Here is an 18,583-nt window from a genome sequence, read left to right as displayed (position 1 = left end):
CTAAAACGCTCCCGTCCTGCCTCTCGGCGGGCCGGGAGCGTTTTTCATGGGCGCGCCGCTTTGTCTGTCTGCCCTCTTTACCTTTTTATTTGCTTGTCACGCGTCGCGCCTGAAGGGGTGGTGCCAAGCTCTGGTGTATGTGGTCGTCCCCCCTGTTCTGGATATTGGTTGCTGTCTTGGTGTTTTGGTCACTGGGGGCCTATAACCGTCTGGTTCGCCTGAAGTCCGCCGCGCAAGCCGCTGGTGTGCACTTGCGCGGGCTGCAAAAGCGGTGCGCGCAGTTGCCGCGCGATTGGGTGGCCGCTGGACCCACGCCAGCTTTGCCTGTGTCCCAAGAGTCTGGCGGTGTTCCTGAGGCACACACTGAGGCCTTGTTGGCTGCGAGCGACCTATTGGACAAAGCCTTGTCGCCAGCCAATGCCCCCTTGCCACCACAAGAGCCGCATGCCAGTGCCCAAGAAGCCAGTCTGGTGCTGCAAAATGCGTGGGCCGATGCCATGCAGGCTGCTGCAGTCTCTGAGTGGGATGTGGCCGCATGGCAGGCGCGCTGGGCCGAGTTGCAAGCGCTGCTGGTGCCAGCGCAGCGGGGCTATGAAGAGGCTTCGCAGGCGTACCTTTGTGCCATCCGCCAGTTTCCCGCCAGCGTGCTGGCCCGTGTGGTGGGATTCAGACCGTTGTAGGTGGGTATCGATGGGCGCCGCTGGGTGTGCCCCGGCGACTCTCCGTTTGAACCCATTTTGTGCGTGCCTGCATGTTGTGTGCGGACGTGTGCAAGGCTCCTTTTTTCCTGCGGTGGTGCGCCCTGCTGTGCCGCTTTGTTTTCCTCCAATCCATGAACTCACCCACCCCACGCCCTGCGCGTCCTGCCCGCCCCGCCGCTGCACCCAAGGCCGATCTGCCTAAAGCCCCCGCTTTGTCCGCACAAGGAGGGGCCTCTGGCGCAAGCGTGCCTGTGCCTCTGTGGCAGCAGCTGACGGCCGTGGCCCAGGCGCTGCAGGCCATACGCGGTGGGCAATCGGGAACGGCGGCGGTGGATGCGGTGGAGCCCCGTCTGCGCCCCGGCGTGCAGGCGCTGCTGTTTCAGGTGCTGCGCCAGTTGGGGCGGGCCGATGCCCTGCGCAGCCAACTGGTGGCCCGCAAGCCCCCACCGGCCGCCGATGCGCTGCTGTGCACCGCCTTGGCCCTGGCCTGGGACCCGCAGGCGGCACCGTACGAGCCTTTCACCCTGGTCAACCAAGCGGTAGAGTCTGCCAAGCGTGGGCAGGCCACGCGGGGCCAGGCTTCGTTCATCAACGCCTGCCTGCGCCGCTTTCTGCGCGAGCGCGATGCCCTGGTGGCCGCCACCGATGCCGATCCCGCGGCCCGTTGGAATCACCCGGCTTGGTGGATTCGGCGGGTGCAGCAGGATTACCCCAGCGACTGGGAACGCATCCTGCAAGCCAACAATGCCCACGCACCCATGGCTTTGCGCGTTAATCAACAAAAATGCACGCTAGCGCAGTATCAAAAAGCGCTAGCAGCTATTAATTTGGTAGCAAGCGAGGTGGGCGGCTATGGGCTGGAGCTGGCCCAGCCGATGCCTGTGCAGGCTTTGCCGGGCTTTGCCGACGGCTGGGTGTCTGTGCAAGATACAGCCGCACAGCAGGCGGCGCCTTTACTGCTGCAGGGGCTGGATTTGACGCAGCCCCTGCGGGTGCTGGACGCTTGCGCCGCACCGGGAGGTAAAACCGCGCATTTGCTTGAGCAGGCCCCTGCCGGTGCTGCTCTGCAGGTCACGGCGCTGGAGGTGGATGCCGCCCGCAGCGAGCGCATCCATGGCACGCTGGCCCGTTTGGGGTTGTCGGCCCAGGTGCTGGTGGCCGACGCGGCCCGGCCGCAGGACTGGTGGGCGTCGCAGTGCGGTGGGCAGCCCTTTGATGCCATCTTGCTGGATGCGCCGTGCACCGCCTCGGGCATTGTGCGCCGCCACCCGGATGTACGCTGGCTGCGCCGCGAGTCGGATGTGGCCCAGTTGGCGCAGTTGCAGGCACGCATCCTGGCCGCGCTGTGGCCCCTGCTCAAGCCCGGTGGGCGCCTGTTGTACTGCACCTGTTCGGTCTTCAAGACCGAGGGCGATGTGCAGATGCAAACGTTTCTTACACACAACACCGACGCACGATTGCTACCCTCACCGGGTCATTTAATTCCCCGAATCGGGGACAAGGCTGGGGCTGTCCCGGACAATCCATTGGGTGATCACGACGGATTTTTTTACGCTCTGTTGCAAAAATCAGCACAATGAGTCTCCCTTGGCTCGTTGGCTGCGCCTTTTCCTGTGCTGCTGGGCGCTGTGGTTTGCCCTGCCTGCAGCGGTCATGGCGCAGTCCGATGCACCGGAGGCCCCTGGCCTGCGCGTAGAGCGCGCCGATGACGCGCTGTATTTGGCCGCGTCCTTGAACTTCAGTTTGCCGGACTTGGCCGAGGACGCCCTGAACAAAGGGATTCCCATGTTCTTCGTGATGGAGGCCCAGGTGCTGCGCGACCGTTGGTACTGGTCAGACCGCGTGGTGGCTGAAGCCACACGCTACATGCGCCTCACTTACCAGCCGCTCACCCGCCGCTGGCGCCTGAACACCTCGACGGTGCCCTTCACCAACAGCGGCCTGGGGGTGGTGCTGGGGCAGAATTTTGATGATCTGGACGAGGCCCTCTCTGCCATGCGCCGGGTTTCGCGCTGGCGCATTGGCAATGCCGATGCGATCGACCCTGATGCCGCGCACACCGTACAGCTGCGCTTTCGGCTCGACATGTCTCAGCTGCCCCGCCCCCTGCAGATTGGGGCCGTGGGCCGCTCAGACTGGAATCTGCTGGTGTCCCGTAACCAGCGCATCGCGCCCCACGCTCTGCCATGAGCCAGCCTTCGTCCGCATCGGGCGGCATCCCCGCTCCGTCAGCCTCTGCGGAGACCGCCGCCCGCGCCTCCAAGGCCGTGCGCTGGGCTGTGGGGGTGGGGGCCGCCACCATGGTGGCCATCGGCATGGTGCTGCTCTTCTTGCTGACGCTGGCCACCAACAACCGCGCCCTGTACGAACGCAACTACGCCTGGCTGTTTGGCGTGAACGTGCTGGTGGCCCTGCTGCTGCTGGGGGTGCTGCTGTGGATTGCCGTGCGGCTGGCCCTGCGGCTGCGCAAGGGCCGTTTTGGCAGCCGTTTGCTGGTCAAGCTGGCTGCCATCTTCGGTCTGGTGGGGCTGCTGCCTGGGGTGCTGATTTATGTGGTGTCGTACCAGTTCGTCACGCGGTCCATCGAAAGCTGGTTCGATGTGAAAGTGGAGGGGGCCCTGGTGGCTGGGGTCAACCTGGCACGGGTGTCGCTGGAATCGCAGGCCGCCGACATGGTCGCCAAGACCCGGACCGCCAGCGCGCAGGTGGCGCAGGTGTCCAGCACTTCCGCCGGGCTGATGCTGGAGCGGGTGCGCGATCAACTGGGTGCCACCGATGTGGTGCTTTGGAACGTCGCGGGCCAGCCCATCGGCAGCGCAGGGCAATCTCGCTTCAACCTGAACCCGGAGCGCCCCAGCAGCAGCTTGCTGCGCACGGTGCGCGACCAACGCTCTGTCAGCCAAATCGAAGGGCTGGATGACCTGACGGATCCGGCCGCGCTGCAGATGGCCCGCGTCAAGGTACTGGTGCTGGTCACCAGCCCCGGCTTGGGTTTACTGACCGAGCCGCGCTTTTTGCAGGCCACCCTGCCGCTGCCGCCGGCATTGGTGTCCAACGCCATTGACGTCCAGGAAGCCAACCGCGAATACCAGGAGCGCGCCCTGGCGCGCGGGGGGTTGCGGCGCATGTACGTGGGCACGCTCACGCTCAGTTTGTTTCTGGCCGTGTTTGGGGCCGTGCTGCTGGCCGTGTTGCTGGGCAATCAATTGGCACGGCCGCTGCTGGTGTTGGCCGAAGGCGTGCGCGAGGTGGCCGCAGGCAATCTCAGCCCCAAGGCCGCATTGCAAGGCAAAGACGAGTTGGGGGGGCTCACCCGCTCGTTTGCCCTGATGACGCAGCAACTGGCCGACGCCAGAACGGCGGTGGAGCAGAGCATGGTCAAGGTGGACGCCTCGCGCTCCAAGCTGCAGACCATTTTGGACAACCTCACGGCAGGCGTCATCGTGCTGGGTGAGCGTGGCTTGATCCGCTCGTCCAACCCCGGGGCCACCCGCATTTTGCGGGCCCCCATGGCCGCCTACGAAGGGCGACCACTGTCTGAGGTGCCCGGGCTGGCCGAATTTGCTGCAGCGGTGGAGCGCCACTTTGCCGCATTTTTGGGCGACCGGGACCACCACGGGCTGGACCATTGGCAGCAGCCGTTTGAGCTGCACGCGTCGTCTTCCGGTGCTGGGCAGCACGCGACCAGCTTGGTTGCGCGGGGGCGGAGCTGCCCGATGGCACCCAACTGTTGGTTTTTGACGACATTTCGGAGATTGTTTCAGCCCAGCGTGCGCAGGCTTGGGGCGAGGTCGCGCGGCGTCTGGCCCATGAAATCAAGAACCCCCTGACGCCCATCCAGTTGTCGGCTGAGCGGCTGGAAATGAAGCTCTCGGGCAAGGTTCCGCCCCCGAACAGGCCATCCTCACCAAGTCGGTCAAGACCATCGTGGACCAGGTGGATGCGATGAAGCGGTTGGTCAACGAGTTCCGTGATTACGCCAGGCTGCCAGCCGCCGAGTTGCAGTCGCTCGACCTCAATGCGCTGGTCGCCGATGTCCTACATTTGTATGGGGAGGAAAACGCGTCCGTCCCCGTGAAGGCCGAGCTGGACCCGCGTTGCCCGAGGATTGCAGGCGATGCGCAGCAACTGCGCCAAGTGGTGCACAACCTGCTGCAAAACGCCCAGGATGCCACCGAGCAGGCGCGCGCGGAAGGCCGGTCGGACGAGTTTTTTGTGCGCATTTCTACCCGTGTGAGTGAGACATCGGGGCGGGTGCGGCTGACCATTTCTGACAGCGGAACGGGCTTTCCGGCGCACATTTTGCAGCGCGCTTTCGAGCCTTACGTCACCACCAAAGCCCGGGGCACGGGGCTCGGTTTGGCTGTCGTCAAAAAGATCGCCGACGAGCACGGCGCCCGCATCGACCTGTCCAATCGCATGGACGGCGATGTGTTGCGTGGTGCGCAAGTGTCGTTATCATTCGCCCCTGAACCCGCGGTGGCGTCTTAGGAAGCCTCCGCACAACTCCTGCGGGCTGTGTTAGTGCACACCTCGGGCAGTCAGGTGTGTCGCTTTGCCATCATTGGCCCCGCCGTCGGAGCAGGGGTCAGTCACAGCCCAAGCCGCACCGTCTGCCGGGCCCGCTGCTGGCTTCCAGTTGTGCAGAGCGTCCTCCGCGACACCGTACCGCAGCATTCCTTGGCGCTTCAAAATACACATGGCAAATATTCTGGTGGTCGACGACGAGCTTGGTATTCGCGACCTGTTGTCCGAAATCCTGAACGATGAAGGCCACAGCGTGGACCTGGCGGAAAACGCCACCCAAGCCCGCGCTGCCCGTTTGGCCAACCAGTACGATCTGGTGCTGCTGGACATCTGGATGCCCGACACCGATGGCGTCTCGCTGCTCAAGGAGTGGGCTGCCGCAGGCGTGCTGACCATGCCCGTCATCATGATGAGCGGGCATGCCACCATCGACACGGCCGTGGAGGCCACGCGCATCGGGGCGTTCTCCTTCCTGGAAAAGCCCATCACCATGCAAAAGCTGCTCAAGGCCGTGGAGCAGGGCCTGGCCCGCAACAGCGCGCGCCATGCAGCACCTGCAGCGGTGGCTTCGGTGTCGCTACAGTCCGTGGTGGACGTTGCGCAGGTGCCCATGGCGGCGATCGTGGTGGCCTCTGCGGGCGACAGTGGGCCCCATGCCCACCAGGGCTTTGATCTGGACCGCCCTTTGCGCGAAGCGCGCGATGGTTTCGAGAAGGCGTATTTTGAATTTCACCTCGCACGCGAAGGCGGCTCCATGACGCGCGTGGCAGAGAAAACCGGCCTGGAGCGTACCCACCTTTACCGCAAGCTGCGCCAGTTGGGCGTAGACCTCGGACGCGGAAAACGCAATTAATTTTGAAATTTGCCGTTTGGGGGCAAATTCTCTGGCTATAATTTGAGGCTCAGGCCCGGTAGCTCAGTCGGTAGAGCAGAGGATTGAAAATCCTTGTGTCGGCGGTTCGATTCCGTCCCAGGCCACCAACCACCTATCCGCAGACGTCCACAGGCGTCTAGCGGATGTAAAAATCCCTAAGCAAATCAACCGCTTAGGGATTTTTTTTGTCCATACGAGTCCATGGTTGTCCATGCCAAGCCAGCCACATGTGGGGGCAACTTTGGGGGCAACTGCTAGATTCGGGTCAGCTGCCCCCAAAAGTTGCCCCCAATGCCTCTGACAGACACCGCAATTCGCCGCGCCATTCCTGGCCCCAAAACCCAAAAATTGACCGATGGCCAGGGCATGTACCTGGAAGTTGCCCCCAGCGGTGGGAAATGGTGGCGCCTCAAGTACCGGATTGCGGGCGTAGAGAAGCGGCTGTCACTGGGCACCTACCCCGATACATCCTTGAAAGCGGCCCGCGAGAAGCGCGACGAGGCCCGCGCGTTGATCCTGCAGGGCATCGACCCCAGCGACCTGCGCAAAGCCTCCAAGGTGCAATCCCTGGCCGATGAGGCCGACGCTGCGCGCGAGGCAGCCGGGTTGCCCCCGCCCAACAGCTTTGAGCAGATCGCGCGGGAGTGGTACGAAACCCGCCGCGACGACTGGTCGCCCACCTATGGGCAAAAGATCATGCGGCGCCTGGAGGTGGATGTTTTCCCCTGGCTGGGCTCCAAGCCCATCACCAGCATCACCCCGCCCATGGTGCTGGCTGTGCTGCGCCGGGTCGAAGGGCGGGGCGTGGTCGAGACGGCACATCGAGCGCTGGAGAACTGCGGCCAAGTGTTCCGCTATGCCGTGGCCACGGGACAGATAGACAGCAACCCAGCCCGCGACCTGAAAGACGCACTGCGTCGGCCGATGGTGAAGCACTTCCCAGCCATCACCTCGCCGGAGCGCCTGGGCACCTTGCTGCGTGCAATTCACTCGTACCGTGGCACCCCAGTGGTGAATGCTGCGCTCAAGCTGCTGCCTATGCTCTTGCTGCGGCCTGGAGAGCTGCGGCAAGGCGAATGGCCTGAGATCGACTTGGCGGGCGCCATGTGGTCAGTGCCTGCCGCCCGGATGAAGCGCGAGAAGGCAGGGAAGCTGTACGGCAAACCGCACCTTGTGCCGCTGGCGCGTCAGGCCGTGGCCATCTTGGAAGAGCTGCAGCCAATCACCGGCCGAGGCCCCATGGTGTTCCGGGGCGAGCGCACCCACTCGCGCCCAATGAGCGACGCGGCCATCAATGCCGCCCTGCGCGCCATGGGCTTCAGTGCCGATGAGGTCACAGGCCATGGCTTCCGCGCCACCGCCCGCACGATGCTGGTCGAGCGCCTGGGCATAGCTGAATCGGCCGTAGAGGCGCAATTGGCCCACTCAGTGAAGGACAGCCTGGGGCGCGCGTACAACCGCACCGAGTTCATCGCAGAGCGGGTGGCCATGATGCAGCGCTGGGCCGACTACCTGGACGAGCTGCGGGCCGACGTGCCCGCTCAGTGACCCGCGCGCCTGGCGCGGCCTGCAGAGCCGGGTAGGGCGCCCCCTGGGGGGCCAAGACCGTCATAACCGTTGGCGCGCTGTCGAGACCCCGCCGCGCCCGCTCGCTTCACGTGTTGATTTTGTCGAGGGTGCCGACCAGGGGCGCAGCTAAGCCTGATGCGGGCTTGCGGGGCGATGCAGGGCCGTTTTCACTGTCGGGAATCGTCGGCGTTTTGAGGTCGAGGGTCGGGAGCGCTGGGAGCCTGTGACGTAACGGAAAGAGTGTTTTTTCAAACTAGAAATACTTGGAATCAACTACCTACAAACCCACCAATGAAGACTAGTTTGTAGGCTTTGTAGGTAGTTCTTTTCGGGTATCTCAAATTTGAATTGATATGGGTTCCGGTGGGGTGCATGTCGGTGGCTTGGGCAAAACACTTGCTCGCGCTTCGACGGTCGGTAAACCCTTCAAAGCCTACAAACCCCACCAATGTCTGGCCGAAAGGAGCCATTGATCCCGGCTCCAAAAACACTTGCTCGCGTTTCGTCCAAAAATAACCCTTCAAAACCCACCAAACCCTACAAACCGCACCAGCCAAAAAATCGCGCTTTGCTATCTGCCGTATGACCGCATTCATCGTCATCGTGGCTGCCGTCGGCTGAGGTGCATGAGGTGTGCCCATAGCGCACCGCTGCGCACGCTCTCACATCCTCTGACTCTCTAAACCGCTCCGCGCCACGCGGAGCCACGGCGCGCCCGTCGTTTTTGCACCCACTTCCCCCACCACTAACTGTGGCTAGTGCAGCCACAGCATAGGTTTCTTGGCTTTCAGCAGTCCACACAAGACCATAGGGACATGCAAAGAACAGCCACGCAAACCACAACCATCCAAGCCAGTCCCGGCCCGTCCGATGTGCGCCCGTACCGCGAGCGCTTGCTACGTATTGACGATGTGTGCTTTATGACGGGCCTCGGCCGCAGCACCATCTACGCCAAGGTCAAAGCCGCAGACTTCCCCGGCCCGGTGCAACTGCACGGTGCCAGCGTCGCATGGCGAGAAACCGAGGTGGACGCCTGGATCGCCACACGCCCTGCGGTGGGCGCAGTGCAGCCAGTTCCCCCAGCCCAGCCCGCCAAGCCAGGCCGCGCACCCCGCGTGCCCCGGCCCACACGTGCCGCAGCCATGGGAGCGATCTGATGGCCACGCGCATGATGTTCCTGTGCCCCCACTGCAAGGGCAAGACCAAGACCCGCACCAGCCGGGGCCTGTCTCCCACGCTGCGCGAGCTGATCTATCAATGCGAAGACCCGGAATGCAGCTACAGCTTTGTCGTGCAGGCCGAAGCCGTGCGCACCCTCTCGCCGTCCGGCAAGCCCGACCCATCCATCAACCTGCCGCAGTCCCCGCAAGCGCTGGTGAATGCGCATGCGCGATCGACGGAACACCAGCGCAGCGGCGCCGGGCAATTGAGCGCCCAACCGTGAGGAACTTCACGATGACAACCCTTGCCCCACAGGCCCCCCGCACGCTACACTGCCGCGTCACGTCAAAAAAAGGCGTGATCGGGTTTGGCGACCCGACGAACCACTGCGACGCAAGCCGCAGTCACTCCCGCAGAGTACCTGCGGCTTATTCGTTCGCGCTTCCTGTTTATGGCGGCTCGAATGGGAGGCCCGCGAGGGCCTGCCGGTTCACGCAAGTGGTTCCCGGTTCGCCAACCCGTTCGAGCTGCCGCCCTTCGTTTGGCGACGAAGGCGGTGGTTTACCAAACCGAACCACTAGGAGGCCATTCATGGCTGACCGCATCCCCGCACGCGCATTGATCGCGCGCACTCCCTCGCCCACCACGGGCACCCCCGACCCTATCCAACTGCACGCCGCAGCGCACAACGCGCTGGGCACTGCGCTGCACCACCTGCGCCAGCCGCATGTGGACGCTGCCCGCGCACGCCGCAAGGTGATGCAAGCCCTGGCCGCACTGCGCGGCCTGGACATGGCCCTGAGCCTGGAGGGGTAAGCATGCACACGACCACCCAAAACGCTGCCCACAAGGCAGTGCAGGCGAAGCCTTGCCAAAACTGCCGCGACAACTTCCCGTTGCCCGAGGCCAAAGACGTATTCGACCAGCACGTGGTGCACGGCTATCTGGTGCGCCGCAGCGCCTGTACCGCATGCCCTGGCGCCGCCAAGCCTTGCTTGGTCAAAGAGGCCCCACAGCCGCAGGGCCTGCCCACCTTGCCGCAACTGGTGCTCGAAGCCCAGGACTTCACCGAATCCCTGCGCACCGTGCTGCGCGCCTGCCATGCCATCGCATCGCTGGCCGCAGGCGCAAGCCGCCCGCAGGCCGTCATCAACATGGACGGCCTGGGCGAGCTGCTGCACCTGCACAGCGACGCCATGGAACAGCGCCTGGAGGCCATCGGGCAGCGCATCGACGCCGTACGCAAGGCGACCGGCCCCCGCGATACCAGCGACCGCGCCCGGCATCTGGCCATAGACGCCAGCGACCAGCACACCCACATGTGCCAAGCCCAGCTCGCATTCGAGGCCGTGGCCGACATGGTGCCCAGCGCAGCCAACACCCTCACAGGCGAGAACCTTGCCGCCGCGCTGCGCCTGCTGGCCGATGCGATGGCCGAGCGCACCGCAGCGATGGATGAAATGCTGGATGCACTGCACGCAGCGCTGACCGAAGCGCCACTGCACAAAGGTTCGCCAGCATGAGCGCAGCAGGCGCAAGGCATGCCTACGAAGTGAACCGGGCGCGCATCGCCAGCCTGTGGGCGCAGGCGCGGCCGGTGGCGGCGGGTGATGCGGCCAGCCGCTACCTCGCGCGCAGCGGCGTGGCACACGGTACATCGCCAGCGGCTTTGCGCCTGCATCCCGCGCTCGACTACTGGCACATGCAGGCCGACCGCAAGCCGGTGTGCCTGGGCCAGTTCCCGGCGCTGCTGGCGCTGTTCGAAGTGGACACCTACCCGCAGGGCTTGCAGGGCGCGCCCGTGCCCCAGGCCGTCGCGCTGCAGCGTATCTACCTTGCGGCCGATGGATCGCTGGCCCCGGTGCCTGCGCCCATCAAACTGACCGGCAAGGCAGGCCCCGCGCTGGGCGCGTGCGCCCGGCTGGCCCCTGCAGACAGCACCAGCCGCGTGATGGGCATGGCCGTGGGCATCGCCACCGCGCTTCGCATCGCCCAGGCCGCGCGCATGCCGGTGTGGGCCGTGCCCGATGCCGCGCTGCTCGCGCATGCCCGCTGGCCCCGTGGCCTGCGGCACCTGCATGTGTTCGTGGACACCCGCGACCCCGACCAATGGCGCAGCGCCGCCGAGCTGGCGCGCAAGGCCAGCGCCTGCGGCCTGCAGGCCTTCCCGATGGTGGCCGACATGGCCCACGCCGCAGGCGTCCACACCGTCCCCCGATTCACCGCCACCCGGCTTTAGAAAACACCACACCATGGCTACAAAGAAGGCCAGCGCACCCAGATCGGACGCTGCAAAACCCACCCCATCTGCGCCACCCGCTGGCGCCCTGCAATTCACCGTCTTCACAGCGACTGTTCCCGACCGCCTCACGAAGGTGCTGACCCTGGCCCCCGATGGCACGCTGCACAAGGAAAGCGCCGCCAACATGATGCGCGGCAGCGCGGTGCGCTCTGTGGCGCACGGCCTGGAGGAACTGGCGCAGTTGCTCGAATCGCTGGACCCCGCGCAGGCCACAAGCTGGGGCGTATGCGATAGCAGCGTGGGCAAGCCTGTGCCCATCGTGCCCGAGCGTGAGGTGGCAGAAACCCCCGGCGCCATCTCCCGCACGCGCCGCCACTTCGCCTACCCCGTAGGCCCCGGCGTGCTGATGCTCGACCATGACGGCGCACCCGATGGCGAGCTGTCGGCCGATGTGTTCCGCCAGCGTTTGATAGAAGCCTGCCCGGCCCTGGCCGATGCCCCCATGCTCTGGCGTCCGAGCTGTTCGGCCGGTGTGTGCACTGCTGACGGCCGCGAGCTGTCGGCGCTGACCCGGCATCGTTTGTATATCCCCGTGCGCGACGCTTCGCGCATTCCTGAGGCGGGTAGGGCGCTGGTGCAGCTTCTTTGGGCCGCTGGCCATGGCTGGTTCGACGTAGGCCGCGCCGGGCAGGCGCTGGAACGCACCCTGATCGATGCCAGCGTCTGGCAGCCCGAGCGCCTGGACTTCTGCGCGCCGCCGCTCCTGGGCAAGAGCCTGCAGCGGCCGCACGCTGCACCGCGCATCTTTGGCGACCCGCTGGCCCTGTTTGACCTCGCGCTGATTCCGCACGATGCCGATACGCACAAGCAGGCCCAGGCGCTCAAGAAAGCGGCCCGCACCCAGCTCGCAGGCCAGTGCGCAGCCCAGCGCGAACGCTGGGTGGCCACCCACGCCCCGGCCCTGGCCAAGCGCCGGGGCATCCCCGTGGACAAGGCCCGCGACGTGCTGCAGCGGGCCAGCGCCCAGCGGGTGCTGATGGGTGACTTCGTATTGATGGCAGAGCAGGGCAAGCCGGTATCTGTCGGAGAAATCCTCGACCTCCCGGAGCGCTGGCACAACGCCCAGTTTGCAGACCCGCTGGACCCGGACACCGACACCCGCGTGGCGGTGGTCAACCTCAAGAGCGGCCAGCGCCCGTACCTGTTCACCCACCGCCACGGCGGTATGCGCTTCGAGCTGCTGCGCCAGAGCGCCCGCATTCAGGTGGGGCGCGGCATGCGCGTGGCCACGACCGATGCCGTCCTGGCGGTACTGCAGGAAAGGGGCGAGCTGTTCGACTACGGCGAGGGCGCGGTGGCCTATGTGAGCGACGGCAAGGCCCGGCCGGTGACACCCGACTGGCTGACTGACCACATGGGCCGGGTGTGTGAGTTCTATTCGATGCGCCATCGCAGAAAAGCCGATGGCGAAGAAGCGCCCGAAGAAGGCCCGGAAGATGCGCCCCTGTCGGTCGCCCGCGCCATCCTGGCCAAGCATGGCGAGCGCGGCTTTAAAAAGCTGGTGGCGGTCGTCACCGCCCCTACGCTGCGCATTGACGGCAGCATTCTGGATCGCCCTGGCCACGACGAAGCATCGGGCCTGCTGTTCTACTGCGAACACCCGAACCCGCCCCGCGTGCCTGTGCGGCCGAGCGTGGCTGACGCCCTGGCAGCCTTGCGCTTTCTGTGGGCGCCCCTGGCCCTGTTCCCTCTGGTCGATGCGGTGGCCAACGGCGTGGCCCTGCACGGCCTGCTGTCGGCCGCGCTGCGGGCGAGCCTTCCCACTGCACCCGGCGTGGGCTTCGACGCCCCGGCCGCAGGCAGCGGCAAGACCTTGCTGGCGCGCTGCATCGGCATCCTGGCCATGGGCTCGGAGCCTTCGATTCTTCCCCCGGCCGACACCGACGAGGAAACGCGCAAGCGCCTGTTTGCGGTGCTGCGCGAAGGCCAGCGCGTGGTCCTTTGGGACAACGTGCGCGAGCCCTTGGGCTCTGCCTCGCTCGATGCCTTCCTCACGGCCCCCACGTTTGCCGACCGGGTGCTGGGCAGCAGCGAAACCATCACCTTGCCAAATCGCGCGCTGTTCATCGCCACGGGCAACAACCTGCGCATGACGTCGGACACCTGCCGAAGGGTGCTCACGGCGCGCATCGATGCGCAGAGCGAGACACCGTACACGCGGGACTTCTCGTTTGATCCGGCGCAGATGGTGCAGACCGACCGCCTCGCCTACGTGGTGGCGGCGCTGACGATTGTTCGGGCCTACATCACTGCAGGGCGGCCCAAGATGGCCAAGGGGCGCACGGCCAGCTTCGAGCATTGGGACGATCTGGTGCGCCAGCCCATCTGCTGGCTGGCGCAGCAGGTGGCCACCCTGGCAGGAACGCCCGAAGCACAGGGCCTGCCCGTGCTGGCCGACCCCATGGAAGCAGCCGCCCGCGCCTTCGAGCAAGACCCGGAAACCACCAAGCTGCGCGCGTTGGTCGAAGCATGGTTCGCAGCGTTTGGGCCGGATCAAACGACCGTTGGCGGGGCCATCCGGCGCAGCGATACCGATGCGCTGCTGGCCATGGCCATGGATGACATTGCAGGGCAGGCGGGCAAGATCAATTCGCGCATGCTGGGCCGCTGGATCGAGCGCATGCAGGGGCGCATCGTGGATGGAAAGCGGTTTGTGCGCATCGGGCACCGGGCAGGGTTGCTGCACTGGGCGGTGCACCAATCGGCGGCGCTGCGGCCGATGCCTTCGGCCGACGCTATGGCCATGCCTGCGGCCGACGATGTGGCCACGTTCTGAGGGCAGGGCATGAGCGACAACCAAACCGCTGCCCGATTGCTGGAACGCCTGCGCCACAAGGGCCTGCATCTGTCTGCCACGGCCGAAGGCAACCTGCAGGTGTGGCCCGCCGTGTGGCTGGATGAAGCCACCAGCGAGGCCATCAAGGCGCACAAACCCGGTCTGCTGGCGCTGCTGTCAGCCCCGGCCGTGGATGTGCTGGAAGACGACCGCCACCGCTGCCGCGACTGCTACCACCTGCAGCGCAAGGGCAATTGCGCGATGGCTGCTCAGGGGCGCTTGCCGGGCGTGCCCGAGTGGTACACGCCGCATAAGGATGTGCTGCAGCGCTGCCACCGGTTCTGCGCGTTGCCGTACTGACGATGGCCACTAGCAAACCAACCCCGATGACGGATGCCGAGCGGCAGCGCAAGCACCGGCTCAAGCGCCAGCGCGAGCTGCAGGCGCTGCGCGCGGTTGTGCCCGCAACGCCGCAAGAGCGCGAGAGCGTGGCCCAGGTGCAGCGCCTTGCGGTCCAGCTCGACAAGGCCACCGCAAATGAAAGCGGCCGTTCAACACCTGAATTAAGCCGACCCGCGAAGCGGGTTCGGCTTGAATGAATTGTTAGGCCCTTCATTGCAAAGTCCCAGTTGTTGAAGCTTTGCTAGCCATGCCTCCCCCATGAATCGATCTGCTTGAGCGCCGAACAGGTAATCGCTCACAAACTCATTGATGCTGGAGGCTAGCAGCGTGATCTCTCCTCCGTCGTGGTCAGATGACCAAACTTGGCCGTTTGTGCTCTGGAAATAGAGGAACCCGCTGGGGTCTATAGCGAAAGCAACGTTGCCGTTCTCTGCAGGAACCCAGTCCTGAGCAGATGAGATGGATTGAATGCGCTCTTGGTTATCTGTTGCTGCCAAGATCTTCACTACGTCGAGACTGAGGCCATTCCATGTCGTTAGGAGCTCACGATGCTCGGGAAGTAGGGGCCTAGGGAGAGTTGCTTCTAGCTCGGCGATGCTCTCCGCCGTTGCGCCGAGTTCTGGAATGAACGTCATATTCTTTATCAGCAGGCCAGACTCCATTACCGTAGGACTCAGGATTAGACGAAGCTTTTCTGTCGCGGTCATTTGGGATATCCAGAACGGGGACTAACGTTTGATATGAGATGCTCGACTCGACTCGACTCGACTCGACTCGACTCGACTCGACTCGGCTTGTCGAGGCGAGTCCTTCGATAGAAGGGTTAGGCGCCATCGCTGAAGCCCGCTTCTCTAAGAAGTGCGTCTACATCGACAAGTGCTTCTTCTGCGATGACCTTTTTCCACGGTGGAATTGGGCAGCCAGGTTCTTGGATACAAAGATAGAGGCGACCTTCTGTGACATGCCAATCAACAAGGAAGCCTTCTGCGAGGCAACCTGAGATTTGTTGCTCTACTTCGTGGGTTGGGACGCCAATTGAATTGGGTTTGCCTACGCCGATGTAATGAACAAGCCTGCAGGTCGTGAACGGATCTTCCGCAACGAACTGACGGAACGCCTGGAGTTTCTGGCTCAACTTCGCGGAGAACTCTGGTGTCATGGCGTCTTACGTAATTTAGACCGCAAAACCTGCAGGATAAACTGGAGCAGGCGGGATATTCTGAACAATGACGACTGTTGAAAATAGCATGCAGGCTGGGCTTGCGGTCAGTGCTCTGTTCAAAAGCACAGGCTTAAATTTTTTGACAAACCCGGCAAGCATCAACTCAGCAAACTATAGCTTGCAAATGAGCAGGCACCGGAGGCTTAACCAGCGCGGTTTGGACAGCCGGCTAGCGGCTAGTGAATCAACGGCAGCTTTGGGGTAATTTGGTCCACCGGCTGCTTCGGGCCCATAGCTGCCGCTCAGTCCGCCCCGAATGCACGTGCGCGTGCAGCTTTGAGCCACGCATCATCTGGCGGCCCATTGAACCCGACTACTGCATCAATGCCACATTTTGGGCCAAGGGCTGTCTGGCCTTGATTGTCCCCATCACACCAGTCCTTGATAGCGCGTGGAGCATAACTTTCCAGGCAGTAGTAGCACCCAGCTATCTCGCTGGCGAGTAGGTCGTGGCGATGCAGTGTTGACCCGCAAGTTCTACCCATAGTTAATGTCTCCGTTAGCTGCCTAGGCGCTAAACATTCACGAGGCTACAACGCCAAGAAAGGAAATCCGCAAATGGCCACTCCACAAGACTGGCGGCTCACCAATCAAGAGTTGTACCTCAAGGAAGCCGTGCTTTCACGGTGCGGTTACGCGCCTTCAACTATCCAAAACGACCACGATCACTGCGAATTTTGCGGTGTCAAATTCTCCGTAAACGGTGAAGTGGGCACTTTGTCAGAGGGCTATTCAACGTCCGACCGGTACAGATGGATTTGCGACCAGTGTTTCAGCGACTTCGCGTCCGAGTTCCGCTGGCGCGTAGAACCCAATCCCTAGCCCATGCGGCGATCTGCCAAACGCCCCAAGGGGGGAACCTGGAGCAGCACACCTTCAGAGGCTGCTGCTGGCCGGATTCAGCCCCGCAGCGAGGGACCGTAGCGGACCTACTCCGAGACTGGGCTTACTTCCAAATACCACGTAAGAAAGTCGTAGAAAGATGCCCAGGCGGGGGTCCCTTTCCCACTGACGAAGTCGTCCCGGTCTGCCAAACTGAAATCCCAGACCGCCTCAGTAGAAACGTCGTACAGGTATGCGCCCTCTCCTTGCACAGAGGTCAAACAGATGAAGTTCTGAGGCAGTTCCCAAACCTCTTGGACAAACCGCGTTCCCAAGGCTATCTCTGGCGACGGGTCCGCGATGTCGCACAGTTGTTCATCCGAGACGACGCTACGGAACAGAGTAACGCGGTAGCGGCGGAAGAACTCAGCAAACTGTCCATCTGCTCCGACTCCCAAAGCCGCAAGCTCAACGTCAACCCTTGCTGGGTTGTCACGATGTACTTGTCCAGGCTGAGCTTCGATGAGCTGTTGAAGTATGGGCGGCACGTATTACTCGCATGAATGTCTGCTTCTGGCCGATCAATGACTTTTGACCGATCACCTACCTGCGGTTGTTCTCAGCGAGCATATTGCAGAACATCGCGCCCTGTTCGATTGCGTCGTCAAGCGCAACATGAGTGTGTGGAAGGTCATCGAACCAATGCTTTGGCATATTCCGCTTGCTACTGTTGCGGTACTCACTTTTCAGCATGGCCATCGCGAATGACTTCACATCAAGGGCAGAGTGACTGAACGGGCTCTCCCCTGCAAAGTGCATGAGATACCAGTAAACGAAAAGGAAATCAAAGCCGGCTGGATATGCAACGAACACTGGCTTTCCTGGCAGTGTTTCTATCCATTTGACGTAGGCCCGCATGGCAACTGTCGGAGACAAGAGGTTAGACCTACATGCAGCCCAAGCTTCAGGTTGCGTTGACCACCATTCCGCTGTCTTTGCGTCAGGGATGGCATCGGGCAATGTCTCAAGATTTGCGCTGAATGTGGAAAGGAGTTGCTTATCTGCAGTGTAAGCCGCTGAAGCAAAACTGAGCATTGAATTGGGTCCGGGTATTGGCCCATCGGACTCCACATCCGTGCTGACATAGATTTCAGGCATAAATTTTCTTGTTCACTTCGAATGTCGGCTGCTGGCCGACTGTGGCCTCAACCCATACGTGCGCCGGCTTCGGCGCTTGGGTAGACGACCGAGAAATCGGCAATACACTCCGTCTCATCGAGCTGGGAAGTCCCCACTTTGGCCGAATCGGCCAGCCGGTTTTCGTAGATCATTTCTTTCTCTAGGAGTTCGATCACGAATGGGAGTGCTATGTCTAGGTTGTCGGTGGACATGTAAATGAGCATTGCATCAGTTCCCTCTTCGTAGTCGAAGCCGCTGTCCGTCAGAATTCCGCTCGAAACCTCCGCCAAGCGACAGGGTACGACGTACCTAAGATCGGTATCTGGGTTCTCCATGCGGCGGGGATCAAGACGAATTAATACTGACGGCATATTCCATCCTTGAATTTGGGATGACTGGTTTGTGGCGAACCCTGCCCCGTATGTGAACTTCCGCTGCTGGCCGGTTGCGGCCATATTAACAACGCCTGCCCCCGTATTCCGTCGGCCGTCCCCGTGCTTGAAGCATGCGCCATGCGCTTTCGCCGCGCCATCAGGCCGTGGGGCTTGGTAGGGTTTGGTGGGTTTTGAAGGGTTTTTTTCCGACGAAACGCGAGCCAGTGAAAAAGCAGCGGGGAAGTTTGGAGGCCTACAGGCCGGGCGGGTTGGTGGGGTTTGTAGGCTTTGGAGGGTTTACCGACCGTCGAAGCGCGAGCAAGTGAAAAGGCGGAGGCCCGGTTTTGCCCTCCACACGCCAGGGCTGAATGGTGGGGTTTGTAGGCTTTGAAGGGTTTGCCGACCGTCCAAGCGCGAGCCTGTATGTAGAATCACGCCTCCCCAACAAGGGCTTATGAAAAATAGCTGGGGGCAACTCTGGGGGCAACTCCCGTTCCGTGAAAGTCGAAAAATCAATTGCGACAACGGTTTACGGTGAACCTTCGGTAGAGTCCCAGCCACCAAATCAAAAAGCCCTTGATCCAAAAGATCAGGGGCTTTTTACATTACACAGGCCTTTGCGGCCGGCTGGCCGTGCTCCGCGGTGCAGGCTTGTGGTCCCGTCCCCCTCGGTG

At 63.1% G+C, this 18,583-nt stretch carries 18 protein-coding genes, 1 tRNA gene and 1 pseudogene; 15 read left to right on the top strand and 5 right to left on the bottom strand.

The window, feature by feature from the left end; all coding sequences use genetic code 11:
- Positions 1 to 404 precede the first annotated feature (404 nt).
- From EAG14_RS22965 to EAG14_RS19855, 7 genes and pseudogenes are all read left to right on the top strand, one after another.
- Entirely contained in the window at positions 405 to 680 is a 276-nt protein-coding gene (locus tag EAG14_RS22965) for a hypothetical protein (protein WP_162996043.1), read from the top strand.
- Between the two features lie 215 nt (positions 681 to 895).
- Positions 896 to 2,281 carry a 16S rRNA (cytosine(967)-C(5))-methyltransferase RsmB gene (gene rsmB / locus EAG14_RS19880; protein ID WP_371414429.1) on the top strand — a complete coding sequence of 462 codons (1,386 nt, stop codon included), beginning with the start codon at positions 896 to 898 and terminating at the stop codon, positions 2,279 to 2,281.
- 73 nt (positions 2,282 to 2,354) lie between these two features.
- Positions 2,355 to 2,891 (top strand): DUF4390 domain-containing protein, encoded by a 537-nt coding sequence (locus EAG14_RS19875; RefSeq protein WP_099657626.1) that lies wholly within the window; start codon positions 2,355 to 2,357, stop codon positions 2,889 to 2,891.
- Positions 2,888 to 5,192: pseudogene (locus EAG14_RS19870) on the top strand (ATP-binding protein). The gene EAG14_RS19875 and the pseudogene EAG14_RS19870 overlap by 4 nt, the downstream one beginning before the upstream one ends.
- A 208-nt stretch (positions 5,193 to 5,400) precedes the next feature.
- On the top strand, positions 5,401 to 6,081 hold the full coding sequence (locus EAG14_RS19865) for a response regulator (protein ID WP_099657628.1): 681 nt from the start codon (positions 5,401 to 5,403) through the stop codon (positions 6,079 to 6,081).
- Between the two features lie 52 nt (positions 6,082 to 6,133).
- Positions 6,134 to 6,209 (top strand) — tRNA-Phe (locus EAG14_RS19860).
- Positions 6,210 to 6,393: 184 nt separating this feature from the next.
- Positions 6,394 to 7,650 carry an integrase arm-type DNA-binding domain-containing protein gene (locus EAG14_RS19855; protein WP_121729914.1) on the top strand — a complete coding sequence of 419 codons (1,257 nt, stop codon included), beginning with the start codon at positions 6,394 to 6,396 and terminating at the stop codon, positions 7,648 to 7,650.
- Positions 7,651 to 7,940: 290 nt separating this feature from the next.
- On the opposite strand, the gene EAG14_RS22960 is transcribed toward EAG14_RS19855, so the two are convergent.
- Positions 7,941 to 8,273: a hypothetical protein gene (locus EAG14_RS22960; RefSeq protein ID WP_162996042.1), complete on the bottom strand. Its 333-nt coding sequence runs from the start codon at positions 8,271 to 8,273 to the stop codon at positions 7,941 to 7,943.
- 213 nt (positions 8,274 to 8,486) lie between these two features.
- Here EAG14_RS22960 and EAG14_RS19850 point away from each other — a divergent pair, with 213 nt between their 5' ends.
- The 8 genes from EAG14_RS19850 (at position 8,487) to EAG14_RS22955 (ending at position 14,509) form a co-directional block, all read left to right on the top strand.
- Entirely contained in the window at positions 8,487 to 8,828 is a 342-nt protein-coding gene (locus EAG14_RS19850; RefSeq protein ID WP_121729913.1) for an AlpA family transcriptional regulator, read from the top strand.
- Positions 8,828 to 9,115, top strand: coding sequence for an ogr/Delta-like zinc finger family protein (locus tag EAG14_RS19845; RefSeq protein WP_121729912.1), 288 nt, complete (start codon positions 8,828 to 8,830; stop codon positions 9,113 to 9,115). The genes EAG14_RS19850 and EAG14_RS19845 overlap by 1 nt, the downstream gene beginning before the upstream one ends.
- A 308-nt stretch (positions 9,116 to 9,423) precedes the next feature.
- Positions 9,424 to 9,648 (top strand): hypothetical protein, encoded by a 225-nt coding sequence (locus EAG14_RS19840; RefSeq protein ID WP_121729911.1) that lies wholly within the window; start codon positions 9,424 to 9,426, stop codon positions 9,646 to 9,648.
- Positions 9,649 to 9,650: 2 nt separating this feature from the next.
- Entirely contained in the window at positions 9,651 to 10,355 is a 705-nt protein-coding gene (locus EAG14_RS19835; RefSeq protein ID WP_121729910.1) for a hypothetical protein, read from the top strand.
- The gene (locus EAG14_RS19830; RefSeq protein ID WP_121729909.1) at positions 10,352 to 11,071 is read left to right on the top strand and encodes a toprim domain-containing protein; all 720 of its coding nucleotides are present in this window, start codon (positions 10,352 to 10,354) and stop codon (positions 11,069 to 11,071) included. Before EAG14_RS19835 ends, EAG14_RS19830 begins: the two co-directional genes overlap by 4 nt.
- 13 nt (positions 11,072 to 11,084) lie before the next feature.
- Positions 11,085 to 13,910, top strand: coding sequence for a hypothetical protein (locus EAG14_RS19825; protein ID WP_121729908.1), 2,826 nt, complete (start codon positions 11,085 to 11,087; stop codon positions 13,908 to 13,910).
- A 9-nt stretch (positions 13,911 to 13,919) separates the two neighbouring features.
- On the top strand, positions 13,920 to 14,270 hold the full coding sequence (locus EAG14_RS19820) for a hypothetical protein (RefSeq protein WP_121729907.1): 351 nt from the start codon (positions 13,920 to 13,922) through the stop codon (positions 14,268 to 14,270).
- A gap of 26 nt (positions 14,271 to 14,296) precedes the next feature.
- Positions 14,297 to 14,509, top strand: coding sequence for a hypothetical protein (locus tag EAG14_RS22955; RefSeq protein ID WP_162996041.1), 213 nt, complete (start codon positions 14,297 to 14,299; stop codon positions 14,507 to 14,509).
- Here the strand turns inward: EAG14_RS22955 and EAG14_RS19815 are convergent.
- The 4 genes from EAG14_RS19815 to EAG14_RS19795 all read right to left on the bottom strand — a co-directional run bounded on the left by EAG14_RS19815 (position 14,474) and on the right by EAG14_RS19795 (position 17,990).
- Positions 14,474 to 15,019, bottom strand: a complete 546-nt coding sequence (locus tag EAG14_RS19815) for an SMI1/KNR4 family protein (protein WP_162996040.1) — start codon at positions 15,017 to 15,019, stop codon at positions 14,474 to 14,476. The genes EAG14_RS22955 and EAG14_RS19815 overlap by 36 nt on opposite strands.
- A gap of 116 nt (positions 15,020 to 15,135) precedes the next feature.
- The gene (locus EAG14_RS22950; RefSeq protein WP_162996039.1) at positions 15,136 to 15,471 is read right to left on the bottom strand and encodes a hypothetical protein; all 336 of its coding nucleotides are present in this window, start codon (positions 15,469 to 15,471) and stop codon (positions 15,136 to 15,138) included.
- A 1,488-nt stretch (positions 15,472 to 16,959) separates the two neighbouring features.
- On the bottom strand, positions 16,960 to 17,514 hold the full coding sequence (locus EAG14_RS19800; RefSeq protein WP_121729903.1) for an exonuclease: 555 nt from the start codon (positions 17,512 to 17,514) through the stop codon (positions 16,960 to 16,962).
- Positions 17,515 to 17,561: 47 nt separating this feature from the next.
- On the bottom strand, positions 17,562 to 17,990 hold the full coding sequence (locus tag EAG14_RS19795; protein WP_162996038.1) for a hypothetical protein: 429 nt from the start codon (positions 17,988 to 17,990) through the stop codon (positions 17,562 to 17,564).
- Positions 17,991 to 18,583 lie beyond the last annotated feature (593 nt).

The sequence above is a fragment of the Acidovorax sp. 1608163 genome (assembly GCF_003669015.1).
Classification (GTDB): domain Bacteria; phylum Pseudomonadota; class Gammaproteobacteria; order Burkholderiales; family Burkholderiaceae_C; genus Acidovorax.
Note: the sequence above shows the minus strand (reverse complement) of the source record. Positions and strands in the feature narration are given on the sequence as shown.

Coding starts and splice junctions, on each gene's coding strand:
- EAG14_RS19875 (WP_099657626.1), top strand. CDS start 2,355: ATGGCGCAGTCCGATGCACCGGAGGCCCCTGGCCTGCGCGTAGAGCGC.
- EAG14_RS19865 (WP_099657628.1), top strand. CDS start 5,401: ATGGCAAATATTCTGGTGGTCGACGACGAGCTTGGTATTCGCGACCTG.
- EAG14_RS19855 (WP_121729914.1), top strand. CDS start 6,394: ATGCCTCTGACAGACACCGCAATTCGCCGCGCCATTCCTGGCCCCAAA.
- EAG14_RS22960 (WP_162996042.1), bottom strand. CDS start 8,273: ATGACGATGAATGCGGTCATACGGCAGATAGCAAAGCGCGATTTTTTG.
- EAG14_RS19850 (WP_121729913.1), top strand. CDS start 8,487: ATGCAAAGAACAGCCACGCAAACCACAACCATCCAAGCCAGTCCCGGC.
- EAG14_RS19845 (WP_121729912.1), top strand. CDS start 8,828: ATGGCCACGCGCATGATGTTCCTGTGCCCCCACTGCAAGGGCAAGACC.
- EAG14_RS19840 (WP_121729911.1), top strand. CDS start 9,424: ATGGCTGACCGCATCCCCGCACGCGCATTGATCGCGCGCACTCCCTCG.
- EAG14_RS19835 (WP_121729910.1), top strand. CDS start 9,651: ATGCACACGACCACCCAAAACGCTGCCCACAAGGCAGTGCAGGCGAAG.
- EAG14_RS19830 (WP_121729909.1), top strand. CDS start 10,352: ATGAGCGCAGCAGGCGCAAGGCATGCCTACGAAGTGAACCGGGCGCGC.
- EAG14_RS19825 (WP_121729908.1), top strand. CDS start 11,085: ATGGCTACAAAGAAGGCCAGCGCACCCAGATCGGACGCTGCAAAACCC.
- EAG14_RS19820 (WP_121729907.1), top strand. CDS start 13,920: ATGAGCGACAACCAAACCGCTGCCCGATTGCTGGAACGCCTGCGCCAC.
- EAG14_RS22955 (WP_162996041.1), top strand. CDS start 14,297: ATGACGGATGCCGAGCGGCAGCGCAAGCACCGGCTCAAGCGCCAGCGC.
- EAG14_RS19815 (WP_162996040.1), bottom strand. CDS start 15,019: ATGACCGCGACAGAAAAGCTTCGTCTAATCCTGAGTCCTACGGTAATG.
- EAG14_RS22950 (WP_162996039.1), bottom strand. CDS start 15,471: ATGACACCAGAGTTCTCCGCGAAGTTGAGCCAGAAACTCCAGGCGTTC.
- EAG14_RS19800 (WP_121729903.1), bottom strand. CDS start 17,514: ATGCCTGAAATCTATGTCAGCACGGATGTGGAGTCCGATGGGCCAATA.
- EAG14_RS19795 (WP_162996038.1), bottom strand. CDS start 17,990: ATGGCCGCAACCGGCCAGCAGCGGAAGTTCACATACGGGGCAGGGTTC.